This window comes from Acidaminococcus sp. HCP3S3_H5, from assembly GCF_052122235.1.
Lineage (GTDB): Bacteria > Bacillota > Negativicutes > Acidaminococcales > Acidaminococcaceae > Acidaminococcus.
On record NZ_JBQKCS010000002.1, the window covers coordinates 212,753 to 228,616 of the forward strand.

General features: G+C 58.9%; 14 protein-coding genes and 2 other annotated features. Of the genes, 6 read left to right on the forward strand and 8 right to left on the reverse strand.

All coding sequences use genetic code 11. The features are described from left to right. The first annotated feature begins 71 nt into the window (after positions 1–71). Positions 72–1,577, forward strand: a complete 1,506-nt coding sequence (locus tag ACTQY5_RS03435; RefSeq protein ID WP_441368817.1) for an ArnT family glycosyltransferase — start codon at positions 72–74, stop codon at positions 1,575–1,577. Positions 1,578–1,607: 30 nt separating this feature from the next. On the opposite strand, the gene ACTQY5_RS03440 is transcribed toward ACTQY5_RS03435, so the two are convergent. The 4 genes from ACTQY5_RS03440 to ilvB (ACTQY5_RS03455) form a co-directional block, all read right to left on the reverse strand. Further along, a complete protein-coding gene (locus ACTQY5_RS03440; RefSeq protein ID WP_288310807.1) occupies positions 1,608–2,168 on the reverse strand; it encodes a methylated-DNA--[protein]-cysteine S-methyltransferase in 561 nt (186 codons plus the stop codon). A 94-nt stretch (positions 2,169–2,262) separates the two neighbouring features. After that, on the reverse strand, positions 2,263–3,513 hold the full coding sequence (locus tag ACTQY5_RS03445) for an ATP-binding protein (RefSeq protein WP_441368818.1): 1,251 nt from the start codon (positions 3,511–3,513) through the stop codon (positions 2,263–2,265). Then, on the reverse strand, positions 3,510–4,073 hold the full coding sequence (gene ilvN / locus ACTQY5_RS03450) for an acetolactate synthase small subunit (protein ID WP_022487958.1): 564 nt from the start codon (positions 4,071–4,073) through the stop codon (positions 3,510–3,512). The genes ACTQY5_RS03445 and ilvN (ACTQY5_RS03450) overlap by 4 nt, the downstream gene beginning before the upstream one ends. Before the next feature lie 12 nt (positions 4,074–4,085). Next, positions 4,086–5,783, reverse strand: coding sequence for a biosynthetic-type acetolactate synthase large subunit (gene ilvB / locus ACTQY5_RS03455; RefSeq protein WP_022487957.1), 1,698 nt, complete (start codon positions 5,781–5,783; stop codon positions 4,086–4,088). Positions 5,784–5,927: 144 nt separating this feature from the next. Continuing rightward, positions 5,928–6,167, reverse strand: a binding site (T-box leader). Between the two features lie 238 nt (positions 6,168–6,405). Here ilvB (ACTQY5_RS03455) and ACTQY5_RS03460 point away from each other — a divergent pair. The 5 genes from ACTQY5_RS03460 (at position 6,406) to ilvN (ACTQY5_RS03480) (ending at position 12,276) form a co-directional block, all read left to right on the forward strand. Then, positions 6,406–7,911, forward strand: coding sequence for a sensor histidine kinase (locus ACTQY5_RS03460; protein ID WP_022487956.1), 1,506 nt, complete (start codon positions 6,406–6,408; stop codon positions 7,909–7,911). Beyond that, on the forward strand, positions 7,889–8,575 hold the full coding sequence (locus ACTQY5_RS03465) for a response regulator transcription factor (protein WP_022487955.1): 687 nt from the start codon (positions 7,889–7,891) through the stop codon (positions 8,573–8,575). Before ACTQY5_RS03460 ends, ACTQY5_RS03465 begins: the two co-directional genes overlap by 23 nt. A gap of 131 nt (positions 8,576–8,706) precedes the next feature. Beyond that, positions 8,707–8,946 (forward strand) — a binding site (T-box leader). Positions 8,947–9,028: 82 nt separating this feature from the next. After that, the gene (gene ilvC / locus ACTQY5_RS03470) at positions 9,029–10,039 is read left to right on the forward strand and encodes a ketol-acid reductoisomerase (RefSeq protein ID WP_022487954.1); all 1,011 of its coding nucleotides are present in this window, start codon (positions 9,029–9,031) and stop codon (positions 10,037–10,039) included. A gap of 39 nt (positions 10,040–10,078) precedes the next feature. Further along, positions 10,079–11,776, forward strand: a complete 1,698-nt coding sequence (gene ilvB, locus ACTQY5_RS03475) for a biosynthetic-type acetolactate synthase large subunit (RefSeq protein ID WP_154487501.1) — start codon at positions 10,079–10,081, stop codon at positions 11,774–11,776. After that, the gene (gene ilvN, locus ACTQY5_RS03480; RefSeq protein ID WP_154487499.1) at positions 11,773–12,276 is read left to right on the forward strand and encodes an acetolactate synthase small subunit; all 504 of its coding nucleotides are present in this window, start codon (positions 11,773–11,775) and stop codon (positions 12,274–12,276) included. Before ilvB (ACTQY5_RS03475) ends, ilvN (ACTQY5_RS03480) begins: the two co-directional genes overlap by 4 nt. Positions 12,277–12,322: 46 nt before the next feature. Here ilvN (ACTQY5_RS03480) and ACTQY5_RS03485 read toward each other — a convergent pair whose 3' ends face one another. The 4 genes from ACTQY5_RS03485 to leuC all read right to left on the reverse strand — a co-directional run bounded on the left by ACTQY5_RS03485 (position 12,323) and on the right by leuC (position 15,839). Beyond that, on the reverse strand, positions 12,323–12,916 hold the full coding sequence (locus tag ACTQY5_RS03485) for a DNA-3-methyladenine glycosylase I (protein ID WP_441368819.1): 594 nt from the start codon (positions 12,914–12,916) through the stop codon (positions 12,323–12,325). 105 nt (positions 12,917–13,021) lie between these two features. Continuing rightward, on the reverse strand, positions 13,022–14,095 hold the full coding sequence (gene leuB / locus ACTQY5_RS03490) for a 3-isopropylmalate dehydrogenase (RefSeq protein WP_441368820.1): 1,074 nt from the start codon (positions 14,093–14,095) through the stop codon (positions 13,022–13,024). Further along, positions 14,095–14,577 carry a 3-isopropylmalate dehydratase small subunit gene (locus ACTQY5_RS03495; RefSeq protein WP_022487949.1) on the reverse strand — a complete coding sequence of 161 codons (483 nt, stop codon included), beginning with the start codon at positions 14,575–14,577 and terminating at the stop codon, positions 14,095–14,097. Before ACTQY5_RS03495 ends, leuB begins: the two co-directional genes overlap by 1 nt. After that, a complete protein-coding gene (leuC, locus tag ACTQY5_RS03500; RefSeq protein WP_441368821.1) occupies positions 14,574–15,839 on the reverse strand; it encodes a 3-isopropylmalate dehydratase large subunit in 1,266 nt (421 codons plus the stop codon). The genes ACTQY5_RS03495 and leuC overlap by 4 nt, the downstream gene beginning before the upstream one ends. Positions 15,840–15,864: the final 25 nt, after the last annotated feature.

Here is a 15,864-nt window from a genome sequence, read left to right on the forward strand (position 1 = left end):
TCGATTGTGTTTAATTTTCCTTTAAGATTCCCTTCTATACTGGAACCATCAAGATATGGGAGGATCCGGATATGGAATATTGGGAACATGACGACAATCCGCTGCTGGGCTTTTATCATCGGCACTGGCCTGCTTTCCTGCTTCTGCTGCTGAGCCTGGTGCTGTTCTTTGCCGGCAACGGACAGCTGCTGATCACCGATCCGGTGGAATCCAACTATGCCCTTACCGCCAAGGAGATGCTGGCTTCCGGGGACTGGCTTTCCCCCCGGATCTACGGGAACTACTGGTATGACAAGCCCTGGATGTTCTACGGAGAACTGCTGGCGGCCTTCCGGCTGTTTGGAGAGACTTCCTTTGCCGCCCGGTTCTTCCCGGCGGTTTTCGGCACCATCGGGGTGCTCCAGACCTACTGGTTCGCCCAGAAGCTGTACAGCCGGAATGTGGGATTCCTCAGCGGTCTCATTATGGCCACCAGTGTGGAATATTTCTACCTGGCCAAGGCGGTGATCACCGACATGACCCTGTTTGTTGCCATAGATGGAGCCCTGATGCTGTTCTACCTGGCCAAGACAGAAAAACGGCCCCGTCTGTATTACGGAGCCTATGCCCTGGCCGGTCTGGCCATCCTGACCAAAGGGCCTCTGGGTCTGGTGCTCCCCGGCCTGATCATCCTGGCCTACCTGGCCGGGAACCGGGATTTCAAGACCCTGGCCCACATGAAGCTGTTCCGGGGGATCCTGCTGGCTCTGGCCATTGCCGCCCTTTGGTACGTTCCCATGACACTTCTCCACGGTTTCGCCTTCCTGGACGGGTTCATCGGGGTCCACAATGTGCTCCGGGCCACGGTGTCCGAACATCCCCGGAACAACACCTGGTGGTATTACTTCCTGATTTTCCTCATTGGCTGCTTCCCCTGGAGCCTGAGCCTGCCCTGGCTGTGGAAGAAGTACGGGAAGACCCTGAAGGAACGGATCAAAACCCGGACCTTCTGGAAGAGCCTGGACGACCGGCAGCGGTTCCTGTTCCTGTGGGTGCTGGTCACCTGGTTCTTCTTTGAATGCATGGCCACCAAATATCCCACCTACACCTTCCCCTGTCTGCCCCCGCTGGCCATAGGCCTGGCCTGTGCCGCCAGCCGGCTGGATCTCCAGTACTGGGTGAAACGGGCAGCCGTGGCCATGGGCCTGCTGTTCACGGTGCTGTCTTTTGTGCTGGCCGCCCCTTTGTGCCGCCAGGCTTCCGCCTGGGATGCGGCCCAGCTGGTTTCTGCCCATCATGTACCGGGGGTTCCGGTGTACGTGTACGGAGGCCGGTATCCGGTATCCTTCACCTATTACAGCAAGATCCCCGCTCCCCGGCTGGTAACCCGGCAGCGGCTGCAGCAGATGCGGCCGGAAGGGATCAGCTGGAACGCCAAGAACATGATGCCCTTCCAAGCCCTGGAAGATCTGCCGGATACGGGACGGCTCATTGTACTGGTGGACCAGAGCAGCCAGAAAGACTTCCTCCAGCAGGTCTCGGGAGACTGGGAGAAACTGGGAGAAGGAGGACGCTGGACCGTGTGGGGAAGAACCTGAATCTCCTGGAAGCAAAAAGGACTGTCCCTGTTACAGGGCAGTCCCTTTTTTCGGTATGGTGAAACCGGAGGCTTTCAGATCGATTCCTTCATGTTCCAGCAGCCACACTTTCCGGGGCATACCGCCGCCGTATCCGGTCAGGCTTCCGCTGGTCCCCACCACCCGATGGCAGGGAATGATCAAGCTGATGGGATTGTGGCCCACCGCTCCTCCCACGGCCTGTGCCGACATCCGCTCCTTTCCCTCCCTCCGGGCCATTTCCCGGGCAATGGCGCCATAGGTCATGGTCTTTCCGTAAGGAATGGTCAGCATGATCCGCCCTACCTGCTGCCGGAAATCACTGCCGGACAGTTCAAGGGGAGGCGTGAAGCCTGGATCTTTCCCCTGGAAATACAGGTCCAGCCAACGCCGGGTTTCCTGGAATACAGGGAGATCCGGCCGTTCTTCCACACCGCCTTCGTTTTTCATCCGGATTTCTTCATACTTCTCTCCCTGGAACCACAGCCCGTTCAGCTTTTCTCCATGGCTGCTCAAGAGGATGGTCCCCAGGGGGCTTTCTGCTTTGGCAAGATACAACACCGTCTTTTTCATGGTTTTCCCTCCTGTTCTGCCTATATTGTACCAAAAAAAAAAACCGGCGGTTATCAGACATGAAAAAGGGGCTGCTGCAGACGCAGCAACCCTCTCAATGATTCCCCAGATACCACTGGACGAACTGTTTGGCGATCCTTCCGTTCCGGCCGGAGTGTTCCATTTCCCACCGGACCCCTTCCACCCGGAGTTCTTCCGGGGACAGCTGGATGCCTTCTTTCCGGAGTTCGTGGTCGATGATGGCCAGGTATTCCTGTTGGGTGGGAGCCCCGAAATGGAGGATCAGCCCGAACCGGTCGGACAGGGAAATGGATTCATTGGTGGCGTCTTCCCGGTACACTTCCGCCTCCAGGTCGTCGCTCCGGTCCGTCCAGGTTTCCTTCAGCAGGTGCCGCCGGTTGCTGGTGGCGCACAGCATCACATTGTCCGGCTGGGGAGCAGCCCCTCCGTCAATGGCGGATTTCAGGTACTTGTATTCCTTTTCGTTCTCATCGAAGGACAGGTCGTCGAAAAAGAACAGGAACCGGTGGCTGCGGATCTTCCCGGCCCGTTCCATGGCTTCCGCCAGGAGCTGGAGCTGATCCCGCTTGATCTGGACCAGCCGCAGGCCCTGGGCACTGAACAGGGGGATCAGGGCCTTGATGGAGGTGGACTTCCCGGTGCCCCGGCTGCCGGTGGACAGCACATTGTTGCAGCCCCGTCCGGCCATGAACTGCCGGGTATTGGCCAGGAGCTTCTCCTTCTGGTCCTCATAGCCCAGGATATCGTCCCAGGCGTAATGGGGAAAGTCAGCGATCCCCTGGAACCGTCCCTTGGCATCCAGGCAGAAGGCTTCATACCGGGCCATTTTCCCCCGGCCGTACCGCTGGTAATGGTGGAGCAGCAGCCGGGCCTGTCCGGCGGCTTCAGGGGTTTCTTTCAATTGCCGGGCCAGCTGGCTTTCCAGGTTCTCCCGGGCCGGCCGGCTGGGTTCATAATGGTCATAGAACCCGTCCTGGAACACCGCCTGCCCGGACAGGTCCAAAAAGGGACGGAGGGCCTCCAGATCCCGGGTGAGAGCCGCCAGAAGGCCGCTGCCGGCGGTGCCCCGGTTTTCCGCCACCTGGGCGGCCAGGTTGTCCCCTTCTGCCAGGAGATGGAAAAAGTATCCCTGCCACAGGTTCCCGGCAAGGCCCAGCTCTTCAGCGGCGGCCAGGACAGCTTCCCGGGCCCGGGCCAGGTGTTTCTCCCGTTCCGGATGGGCCTGGACTTTGGCCAGGCTGTGGATCACCGGATCCCGGCGGAGGTTCCGGAGGACGGACAAACGGGCAAACAGGCGGAAATCCGCGGTTTGGTTCTGGCTCATGGCTGTTCTCCTTTCCTTTCAGCCGGTTCCGTTTCTTCCGGCCGTGGTGCGGCCAGCAGGCTGTCCTTCACCGTCTGGGGCCCCCGTCCCAGGGCAATCTGGCCGGTGGTGGCGATTTCCAGGACGGTGTAGCTCCGGAGCATCTGCTTTAAGGCCTCAATATGATCCTGTCGTCCCGTAAGCCGGAAAATCAGGGAATCCGGATACACATCCACGATCTTGGCATGGAACAGGCCAGCAATGTTGGTCAGTTCTTCCCGGATCTGGGGGGTAGGGGCGCTGACCTTGATCAGGGTCAGTTCATAGCTCACCAGGGGGGCATCATCCAGGTTCACCACCTTGATTACATCGATGAGATGGCTCAGCTGGTGGATGGCCTGGTCCAGCTGGAACCGGCTTTCCACTCCCACCACCAGGTTGATCCGGCTGATTTCCGGGATTTCCGTGTAGCCTACGTTCAGGCATTCGATATTGATGTTCCGGCGGGCGATGAGTCCGGCCACATGGGACAGGACTCCCGGCCGGTTGTTGACCAGAAGGGCGATATGCTGCCATTTCATGGGTTTTCCTCCTTATTTCTCTTCCGGGCCCAGGATCATCTGATCCAGCCCTTTGCTGCCCGGGACCATGGGATAGACCCGTTCATCCTCGGGAATGGTGATTTCCAGCAGGGCGGATCCCTCCGACCCAAACAGGAACTCCAGACCTGCTGCCAGCTCTTCCGGCCGGGAAATGCTCCGGGAAGGGATCCCCATGGCTTCCGCGATTTTGGCCATGGAGGGCTTCCGGATCAGTTTGGTCTGGGAATACCGGCCTCCCCGGAACAGGCCCTGGAGCTGGCGCACCATGCCCAGCTGGCCGTTCCGCAGGACGATGATCTTCACCTGGATGCCGTAGGTGGGCAGGGTGGTGAATTCCTGACAGTTCATCAAAATGCTCCCGTCCCCGGTAATCAGGAGGACGGTTTTGTCCGGTTCCCCCACTTTGGCTCCCAGGGCGGCAGGAAGGCCGAACCCCATGGTGCCCAGCCCTCCGGACGTAAGGAAATGCCGGGGCTGTTCCGTAGGGAAGAACTGGGCCGCCCACATCTGGTGCTGGCCCACGTCGGTGACCACAAGGGTGTCCTGGGGAGCCCGGGCCGCCGCCTGTTTCAGGGCGGTTTCCGGAGAAATCCCCCCGGTGCACCCATGGGCGCTGCAGGGGACCTCCCGTTTCATTTCTTCTCCCTGTTCCCGCCAGGGAGCCGTCTGCTCTTTAACGGCTTCTGCCAGAGGTTCCACCAGACTGGCAAAAAGGGGCAGGGATTCCTGGAGATCGCCGGGCACCGCCACCTGGACCGGGATGATCTTGTTGATTTCCCCCGGTTCCACATTGAAATGGACGATCCGGGCCGCCGGGGCAAACAGGCTGGCCTTGGCGGTGGACCGTTCGTCGAACCGGACCCCGAAAGCCAGCAGCAGGTCACAGCCGGATACTGCCATATTGGCGGCGTAGCTGCCGTGCATCCCCAGCATCCCCAGGTTCTGGGGGAGGGAATCGGGCACGGCCCCTTTCCCCATCAGGGTGGTGACCACCGGGATCCCGGTTTTTCGGGCCAGTTCCGTAAGCACTCCTCCGGTGCCAGACAGGATCACCCCGCCTCCGGCCATGATCACCGGACGGTGGGCCCGGCAGAGGGCTTCCGCCGCCCGCCGGACATCGGACTGCCGGGGATGGAGACTCCCCTGGTAGCCCAGGAGATGGACCTCCTGGGGATACTGGAAATCCAGTCTGGCATCGAACACGTCGGTGACGATGTCGATGAGCACCGGTCCCGGCCGGCCGGTCCGGGCAATGTAAAAGGCTTCTTTCAGCACCTGGGGCAGGTTCTCCACCTTCCGGACCAGATAGTTGTATTTGGTGATGGGAGTGGTGATCCCTGCGGTGTCCGCCTCCTGGAAGGCGTCCTGACCGATCAGGGAGGTGGCCACCTGACCGCTGATGATCACCAGGGGAATGGAATCCATGTTGGCGGTGGCAATCCCCGTCACCATGTTGCAGACCCCGGGGCCGCTGGTGGCAATGCACACCCCCACCTTTCCGGTGGCCCGGGCGTACCCGTCCGCCGCGTGGATGGCCCCCTGTTCGTGGCCGGTGAGGATATGGGGAAAGTTGGTTTTGTAAATGGCATCATACAGGCCCAGTACGGCCCCTCCCGGGTAGCCGAAAACCACCGGGACCTGTTCTGCTTTGAGACATGCAAGGATGGCTTCTGCGCCGGTCATTTCCATAAGAGGTCCTCCTTCAACGCTGTTTCCTTTTCAACTGGGCCCTGGTATCGTGGCCCTGATCCTTTTCAATGGGTTCTGGTATCGGAACCCTGGTGGGGAAAGTCGATTTGACGGTGGCCGCAGAAATAAAAAAATCCGTCCCTCCAAAGGGACGGAAAAATCCGCGGTACCACCCTGTTTCCCCGGTCCATTGCTGGTCCGGGACACTTTGCCACGTACAGTCATACGCGCTTCCGGTAACGGGGAACACCGTCCAGGCCTACTGCCCTGCTTCAGCCTGTCTCCTCCGGGACCAGTTTCCTCCAGGTTCCCCTGATGGCTCGCACCTGCCGCCATCTCTCTGTCAGCTTCCCCCGGACTACTCTTTCCCCTCATGGGATTGGGATTTGAAATTGTGAATTGTCGCTATTTTATCTCCCGTGAGTACGCTTGTCAATGATTTTTTGTATTTTTGTTGCATTCTCCCATTTTTTATTTTTTTATTGTAAAGAAAGAAACAGCCCATAAACTCTTTCGAAACAATCTTTCCTTCCATTCGGAGGCCCCGGGAAAAATGCTATAATATGAAGACAGTCAAAAAGAAAGGAGCCTCCCGCTTTTCCCGGGCGGGACTGTGGAACCTATGCGCTGGAAAGACCTTCCCATCCGGAAACGGCTGCTGGCCGCCAACTATCTGATGATCCTGACCCCTGTACTCTGCTTCATGGTGCTCAGTGTGGGGATTTTCTGGATCTTTGGTATAGAAAACCTGAACCGTGCCAGCGTCCTTTCCTTCATCTGGCCGGAAAGCGGCCCCACTCTGTCCATCCAGTTTGAACTGACCCGGCTCCGGGTCCGGTCAGACCATTACAACCCGGACAAACCCAAACCTCTGCTGCTGGTCAGTGACCATCTGGAAGACCAGGGGCTCCGGGTACTGCTGGAACGGAACGGCCAGCCCTTCTATGTGACGGAAGGGCAGCAGCCGGAGGAAATCCGCACCGCCACTCTCCAGCAGGTACCGGAAGGCCGGGGTGGCATCAGCTGGGGGAAAAAAGGAGTGGCCTTCTACTACCGTTCCCTCCAGACCGGCGTGGAAACCTATGTGGTGGGGGCTGACCCGCTGGTGGAAACCGACGACCGGTTCGCCATGCACTCCAAGGAACTTTTCAAGGGCAGCTTCGTAGGAGCCTTCCTGCTGGTGATGCTGACCGCTGCCCTGGCAGGCCTGGCTCTCAGCCGGCTTATGGCCGTCCAGCTGCTGAAGCCTTTGAACAAACTCCGCCGGGTGGCCGCCCAGGTGAGCCGGGGAGACCTGGATACCCCGGTGAAAGCCGACAGCCGGGATGAAATCGGAGACACCCTCCGGGCCTTTGAGACCACCCGGCTGGAACTGCGCCATGCCCGGGAAAAACGGGAGCAGTATGACCGGAGCCGGAAGGAAATGCTGGCAGGGATCGCCCACGACCTGGCCACCCCTCTCACCAAAATCCAGGGCTATGCCTCCGGGCTCCAGGACGGGATCGCGGACACCCCGGAAAAACAGCAGCGGTACCTCCAGAAAATCCTGGAAACCACCGAAAGCATGGCCAAACTGAACCAGACCCTGTTCCTGTTTTCCAAACTGGATCTGGACCAGGTTCCCTTCCATTGGGAAACGGTGGATCTTTGCGCCTGTCTGAAGGACTATGTGGAGGAACAAAAGGATCACTGGGAACAGAACGGCCTCCAGGTGACTCTGGAAAGCACCCTGGACCGGGCCCCTGTGAAAATGGACCGGGACCAGTTTGCCCGGGTGCTGGACAACCTGCTGAGCAACAGCTGGAAATACAAAACGGAAAAAACCGGCACCGCCCAATTCCACCTGTTCTCTGACGGAAAGAACCGGGTACGGCTGGAACTGGCGGACAACGGATCCGGGGTGGCACCAGACCAGCTGGACCGGATCTTTGAAAGCTTCTACCGGACGGACCGGGCCCGGAGCCATGTGTCCGCCGGCAGCGGCCTGGGCCTGGCGGTGGTCCGGAAAATCGTGGAAACCATGAAGGGAAAGATCTGGGCGGAGGCCAATCAGCCCAGGGGCCTGAAAATATGCATGGAATTTTCTTTGGAGGAGAATGGGAACAATGGAAAAGATCCTGATTGTTGAAGATGACAGGGATATAGCGGAACTGGAACGGGATTATCTGGAAGCCAACGGCTATCAGGTGGAAATCGCCCCGGACGGCCCCTCCGGGGAAAAGAAAGCCCTGGAACCAGAGGTGGATCTGGTGCTGCTGGACATTATGCTGCCGGGGCTGGATGGGTTCCAGGTGTGCCGGCAGATCCGGGAAAAGCGGAACATCCCCATCCTTATGGTGTCCGCCCGGCAGGAAGATGTGGACAAGATCCGGGGCCTGGGCCTGGGCGCCGATGACTATATCGTGAAGCCCTTCAGCCCGGGAGAACTGGTGGCCCGGGTAAAGTCCCATCTCCAGCGGTACCGGCAGCTCACCGGCCAGAAAGCCGCCAGCCCGGTGCTCCAGCGGGGAGGCCTGACCATCGACCGGGAAGGCCACCGGGTCTATGTGGACGGGAAAGAAGTGATCATGCCCAACAAGGAATTCGCCCTGCTGCTGTTCCTGGCGGAACATCCGGGGATCGTGTTCAGCAAAGAGACCCTGTTCGAGCGGATCTGGGGAGAAGATTCCCTGGGGGACACGGCCACGGTTTCCGTCCACGTGAACCGGATTCGGGAAAAAATCGAAACCTCCACCACCAAACCGGAGTACATCGAAACCGTATGGGGCGTGGGCTACCGGTTCCGGAAATAGAAAAACGGCTATTACATTCTTTACACTTTTTATTTTCGTTTTGTGCTTTTGAAACTTTTTTAAAAATCATGTTGACAACTGTTCTTGTGCAATGTATACTGACACCATCCTTTTCAAACCAAGTGAACAAGGCAAATCCCATGAAGGGAACGAGTACTTTGCCTCCCGTTTCTCCCAGAGAGCTGACAGATGGTGAGAGCCAGCAGAAACCGGCAAAGGAAAATCCTCCCCCAGGAGCCTGCTGAAAGACAGTAAGCACGGACGGCTTTCCCCCGTTAACCGGAACGCGTATGATTGTACGTTGCAGAGCGCTCCAGGCCAGCAATGGCCGGAGAACCAGGGTGGTATCGCGGAAACTTTCCGTCCCTATTTTCATAGGGACGGATTTTTTTATACGAAAGACCCCTGCAGTGTATCCCCATTTTATTTCTATTTTCAAAGGAGATGTTTCCCATGGCAAAAGTATTTTATGACAAGGACGTTAACTGGAGCGTACTGAAGGACAAGACGGTGGCCGTCATCGGCTACGGCAGCCAGGGCCATGCCCATGCCCTGAACCTGAAGGAAAGCGGCGTCAACGTGGTGGTGGGCCTGTACAAAGGCAGCAAATCCGCCGATGTGGCCCGGGCTGCCGGCCTGGAAGTGAAGACCGTAGCCGAAGCGGTAGCCGCTGCTGACGTAACCATGGTCCTGATCCCTGATGAAAAGCAGGCCGATGTGTACAAAGCCGAAATCGCTCCCAACCTGAAAAGCGGCAGCGCCCTAGCTTTTGCCCATGGGTTCAACGTCCATTTCAAGCAGATCGTCCCTCCCGCTGATGTGGACGTGTTCATGGTGGCTCCCAAAGGTCCGGGCCATCTGGTCCGCCGGACTTTTGTAGAAGGGGGCGGCGTCCCTGATGTATTCGCAGTGGAACAGGATGCCACGGGCAAATGCTTCGACCTGGCCCTGGCCTATGCCAGAGGCATCGGCGGCACCCGTGCCGGGGTCATCCAGACCACCTTCCAAGAAGAAACGGAAACTGACCTGTTCGGGGAACAGGCTGTCCTGTGCGGCGGCATCTGCCAGCTGATCACCAACGGATTCGAAACCCTGTGCGAAGCCGGCTATCAGCCTGAAATCGCCTACTTTGAAACCTTCCATGAAATGAAACTGATCGTGGACCTGATGTACGAAGGCGGCATGGCCAAAATGCGGAAATCCATTTCCGACACCGCCGAATATGGGGACTATACCGCCGGCCCGAAAGTGGTGACCCAGGATTCCAAAGCTGCCATGAAACAGGTTCTGAAGGATATCCAAGACGGCACCTTCGCCAAAGACTGGCTGCTGGAAAACCGTGCCGGCGGCCGGGCTCACTTCCTGGCCATGCGCCGTCAGCATGCGGAACATCCCATCGAAAAAGTCGGGGAAAAACTGCGCAGCATGATGCCCTGGCTCCATGAAAACGACAAAAACGAGTAATCCACAACCATTCCAGCTTTAAAGGAGGCAGGGGAAACCATGAAAATCACCGGTGCAGAAGCCGTCATCGAAAGTTTGCGAAAAGAACAGGTCCAGGTTGTCTTCGGCTATCCTGGAGGGGCCGTACTGAGCCTGTATGATGCTCTGTACCGGATGAAATTCCCCCATATCCTCACCGGCCATGAACAGGGGGCCGTCCATGCAGCGGACGGCTATGCCCGGGCCACCGGGAAAGTGGGTGTCTGCTTTGCCACCAGCGGTCCCGGAGTCTGCAACATGGTCACCGGCATTGCCACCGCCAATATGGATTCCATCCCTCTGGTGGTGATCAGCGGCCAGGTGGCCACCCATCTCATCGGCCGGGATTCCTTCCAGGAAGCGGACATCTCCGGCATCACCACCCCCATCACCAAGCACAACTACCTGGTGAAAAAGGTTCAGGACCTGCCCCGGGTGCTGAAGGAAGCCTTCTACATCGCCCGGAGCGGCCGGCCGGGACCGGTGCTGGTGGACGTGGCCAAGGATGTGTTCGACACGGCCTTTGACTACGAATATCCGGAAACCGTCTCCCTCCGGGGGTATCAGCCCCTCCAGGAAGGCCGGGAAGAAGAAGTGGACCGGGCCCTGGAGGCTCTCCGTAAGGCTCACCGTCCCCTTTTGATGGTGGGCGGCGGAGTGGTCCTGTCCGACACTGCGGACACCCTCCGGCAGATCGTCCAAGCCGCCCAGCTGCCGGTGGTATACACCCTTATGGGCAAAGGAGCCATCCCCGATGCCTGGGAGGAAAACCTGGGCATGGCCGGTATGCACGGCACCTGGACCGCCAACATGGCCATCACCCAGTGTGACCTGCTGCTCACAGTGGGAGCCCGGTTCGACGACCGGGTCACCGGCTCTGTGGCCAACTTCGCTCCCAAAGCCCGGATCGTCCATTTCGACATCGATCAGGTGGAGATCAACAAGATCGTCCACGCGGATCTCAGTGTGAACGGGGATCTCCGCTGGTCCCTGCCCGCCTTCTGGAAGAAATTGGAAGCCGCCCCCATTCCGGCGGTCCAGACCGTCACCTGGCGCCAGGAGCTCCAGGAAATGAAGGCCGGCCATCCTTCCGGTACCCGTCCTTCCTCTGACAGAGGGCTTTCTCCCCAGGTAGTGCTGGAACAGCTGGCCCAAAAGGCCGGTCCCGATTCCATTGCCGCCACCGATGTGGGCCAGCACCAGATGTGGGCCGCCCAGTTCTACCCGGTTTCCCAGCCCCATCACTTCATCACTTCCGGAGGCCTGGGGACCATGGGCTACGGTCTGCCCGCCGCCCTGGGAGCCAAGCTGGGGGCTCCGGACAACCCGGTGGTGCTCATTACCGGAGACGGGAGCATCCTGATGAACTGTCAGGAATTCGCCACCCTCCACAAATACGGCATTGCCGTAAAGACCGTCGTCCTGCGGAACAACACCCTGGGCATGGTCCATCAGTGGCAGGGCATGTTCTACCAGGGCCATTTTGCCGAATCCGACCTGACGGCCAATCCGTCCATTGCAGGGATTGCCCAGTCCATGGGCGTACCGGCCTGGACAGTGGAAACGGAAGACCAGCTGCCGGAAGCCCTGGACAGACTTTTTGCCCAGGACGGCCCGGCCCTTCTGGAAGTGACCATCCCGCCGGACGAAAATGTCTACCCCATGGTCCCTGGTGGGAAGAAACTGGATGAAATGGTAACAGGAGGCGAACAATCATGATTCGACAGCATCTGGCCATCCTGGCCGACAACAAGCCCGGGGTCCTGACCCATGTAGCCGGACTGATCAGCCGCCGGGCCATCAATATCGAGTTCATCAACGCCGGCTATACGGAAGAACGGGACGTGACCCGGATCAACATCGTGGTGTCCGTGGAGGACCGGTACGAGCTGGACCAGGCCATCAAACAGCTGGCCAAGCTTATCGATGTGATCAAGGTGGTGAACCTGGACGACGCTCCCTTTGTGAGCTACGAACTGGCCATGATCAAAGTCAGCGCCCCCACCCCCCAGGCGCGGGAAGAGCTGACCAACCTGGCGGACCTGTTCCATGCCAAAGTGGTGGACGTGCAGAAAAAGTCCCTGGTGCTCCGGCTCACCGGCCGGGAAGACCACATCGACGCCCTGCTGGAAGTCCTGGAAGACTACCAGATCATCGAAATCGCCCGGACCGGGCAGATTTCCCTGGGACGGGGGCTGGTGCCGGTGAAGAAGATGTAAAGAAAAAGGAGTTCCGCGTTTTGCGGAACTCCTTTTTTGTCAGCGGTCAGCGGTCAGCGGCCGTTGACGCGGCCGGTTCTTCCGGCTGCTCTAAAAAGCACCCCTTCTCATGGCTCCAGATGACTCCTACGGCCTGGAGGAGGGAGTAGACCACCGTGGTGCCCACGAATTTCATACCCCGCTTCTTCAGGTCTTTGGACAGGGCATCGGACAGAGGGGAATGGGCAAGGCCCGTTTCCCGGATGGTCTTTCCTTCCGTCCAGTGCCACAGGTACCGGTCGAAGGTCCCCCATTCCTTTTGGATGGTCAGGAACACCTGAGCATTGGTCACGGCGGCCCGGATCTTCAGCCGGTTCCGGATAATGGCGGGATTTTGCCGGAGAGCTTCTGTTTTTGCTTCCGTATAACGGGCAATGATTTCCGGGTCGAAGCCGTCAAAGGCCTGCCGGAACCCTTCCCGCTTGTTCAGTACGCACTCCCAGGAAAGGCCGGCCTGAAAGGTTTCCAAAAGCAGCATCTCAAACAGTTTCCGGTCTTCATGGACCGGCCGGCCCCATTCCTCATCATGGTACCGGATATACAAGGGATTGTTGGGATTGGCCCAGAAATACCGTATTTTCCCGTCCGCCCATTGGGTCATAATTTTCATCTCCTTCATCAAAAAAAGCTGCCTTTCCAGGCAGCTTTTTTCCTTCGGCCGCTGACCATTGACAGCTGACGGTCTGTTGCCCAGGCAGCAGACCCCTTATTTTCTCACCGCTTCCGCCACCAGTTGGCCCATTTTCTTCGTGCCTACGGTGGTGAGTCCTTCTCCGGCCAGGTCCGGAGTCCGGTAGCCGGCTTTCATCACCTCGTCCACGGCCTTTTCGATGGCCCGGGCGGCTTCTTCCTGATGGAGGGAATAGCGCAGCAGCATGGCGGCAGACAGGATGGTCCCCAGGGGATTGGCAATGTCCTTTCCGGCAATGTCCGGGGCGCTGCCGTGGATGGGTTCATAGAGCCCGGTGCCGTCCCCCAGGCTGGCAGAAGGCAGGAGCCCGATGCTGCCGGCAATGGTGGAGGCTTCGTCGCTGAGGATATCCCCGAAAATGTTGTTGGTAAGGATCACGTCGAACTGTTTCGGGTTCAGCACCAGCTGCATGGCGCAGTTGTCCACATAAAAATGGTTCAGTTCCACATCAGGATACTTGACCTCATGGATTTCTTCCACGATTTTACGCCACATCCGGGAGGCCCCCAGCACATTGGCCTTGTCCACGCTGGTCACCTTGCCCCGGCGCAGCCGGGCTGCCTCGAAGGCTTTCACGGCGATCCGTTCCACTTCCGGACGGGTGTATTTTTCCACGTCAGAGGCGGTTTCCACCCCGTCCACCAGGGCAGCTTCCCGGTGTTCCCCGAAATAGATGCCCCCGGTGAGCTCCCGGACGATAACCAGATCGGCCCCTTCCGCCCGGTCCGTCTTCAGGGGAGACAGATGGGCCATGTAGGGCCGCACCTGGACCGGACGCAGGTTGCAGTAGAGTCCCAGGGCCTTCCGGATGCCCAAAAGACCCTTCTCCGGCCGTTTGGTCACGTCTTCGATATGATCCCATTTGGGACCCCCTACGGCCCCCAGCAGGACCCCGTCAGCAGCCTTGGCGCTGGCGATGGTTTCTTCCGGCAGAGGGGTGCCGAACTTGTCATAGGCACAGCCCCCCATGAGTTTATGGTCATAGGAAATGTCCAGGCCGAACACTTCCGCCGTTTTCTTCAGGACTTCCAGAGCCGCATCGGTGATTTCAGGGCCGATGCCGTCCCCGGCCAATACAGTGACTTTCATCAGGCATGGACTCCTTTCACATAATTGATGAGACCGCCGGCTTCGGCGATTTTCCGGACAAAGGCCGGCAGGGGATGGGTCTTGATGGTCAGGTTCTTGTTCACCACATGGATTTCTCCCTTGTCAAAATCCACTTCCACCTGGTCTCCGGCCTGGATCTTTTTGGCTTCTTCCCCGATTTCCAGCACCGGCAGGCCGATGTTGATGGCATTCCGGTAGAAGATCCGGGCAAAGCTTTCCGCAATGATGCAGGCGACCCCTTTCTGCTGGATCACAATGGGGGCGTGTTCCCGGGAAGACCCGCAGCCGAAGTTCCGGCCGGCCACCATAATGTCCCCGGGTTTTACATTGGGGGCAAAGGTGGTGTCGATGTCTTCCATGGCATGTTCACTCAGTTCCTTGAAATCGGAGATGTTCAGGTAGCGGGCGGGGATGATTACATCCGTGTCCACATGGTCTCCGTAACGCCATACTTTACTCATTTCAGTACCTCCCTGGGATCAGTGATGTGACCGGTAACGGCGCTGGCAGCAGCCGTCAGCGGGCTGGCCAGGTAGACTTCGCTGTCCACATGGCCCATGCGGCCCCGGAAATTCCGGTTGGTGGTGGAAACGCACCGTTCCCCGGCAGCCAGGATGCCCATGTAGCCTCCCAGACAGGGTCCGCAGGTAGGCGTGGAAACCGCTGCACCGGCTTCGATGAAGATATCCAGCAGTCCGTTGTCCATGGCCCGTTTGTAGATTTCCTGGGTAGCCGGGATGATGATGCACCGGACTCGGGGATCCACTTTCCGTCCCTTCAGGATCCGGGCGGCGGATACCAGATCCTCATACCGTCCATTGGTGCAGGATCCAATCACCACCTGGTCGATGGCAATGTCTTTGCCCTCTGCTGCGGGATGGGTGTTTTCCGGCAGATGGGGATAGGCCACCACCGGCACCAGCTTGTTCAGTTCGATGGTGATGGTCCGGTCGTAGACCGCATCCTCATCGGCTTCCACCGGTTCCCATTCCCGGGTGACTCCCCGTTCCTTCAGGTATGCCCGGGTCTTGTCATCCACCGGGAAGATGCCGTTTTTGGCACCGGCTTCAATGGCCATGTTGCAGATGGTGAACCGGTCCGCCATGGCCAGTTCCCCTACTCCTTCTCCGAAGAATTCCAGGGACTGGTACAGGGCACCGTCCACCCCGATCATCCCGATCAGGGTCAGGATCACGTCCTTGCCGGAAATGTAGTCCGGCTTTTTGCCGGCGAGCACCACTTTGATGGCCTTGGGAACCTTGAACCAGGTCTGGCCGCTGGCCATGGCTGCCCCCAGGTCCGTCTGGCCTACCCCGGTGGAGAAGGCGTTGACAGCCCCGTAGGTGCAGGTGTGGGAATCAGCCCCGATCACCAGTTCCCCAGGAGCCACCAGCCCGCTGTCCGGCACCAGGGCGTGTTCGATGCCCATCCGGCCCACTTCGAAATAATTGGTGATGTTATGCTTCCGGGCAAAATCCCGCATATGCTTGCACAAAGTGGCGGATTTGATGTCCTTGGGAGGAGAGAAATGGTCCGGCACCAATGCGATCTTGTCCTTGTTGAATACCGGACGGCCGATCTTGTCGAATTCGTCAATGGCCGGAGGCCCGGTAATGTCGTTGGCCAGGGTCAGGTCAACCTGGGAAACCAGCAGTTCCCCTTCTTCCACCTCCGGACGGCCGGCATGCCGGGCCAGGATTTTCTGTGTCCTTGTCATTCCCATACGTATTCCCCTCTCTTGCACAAAA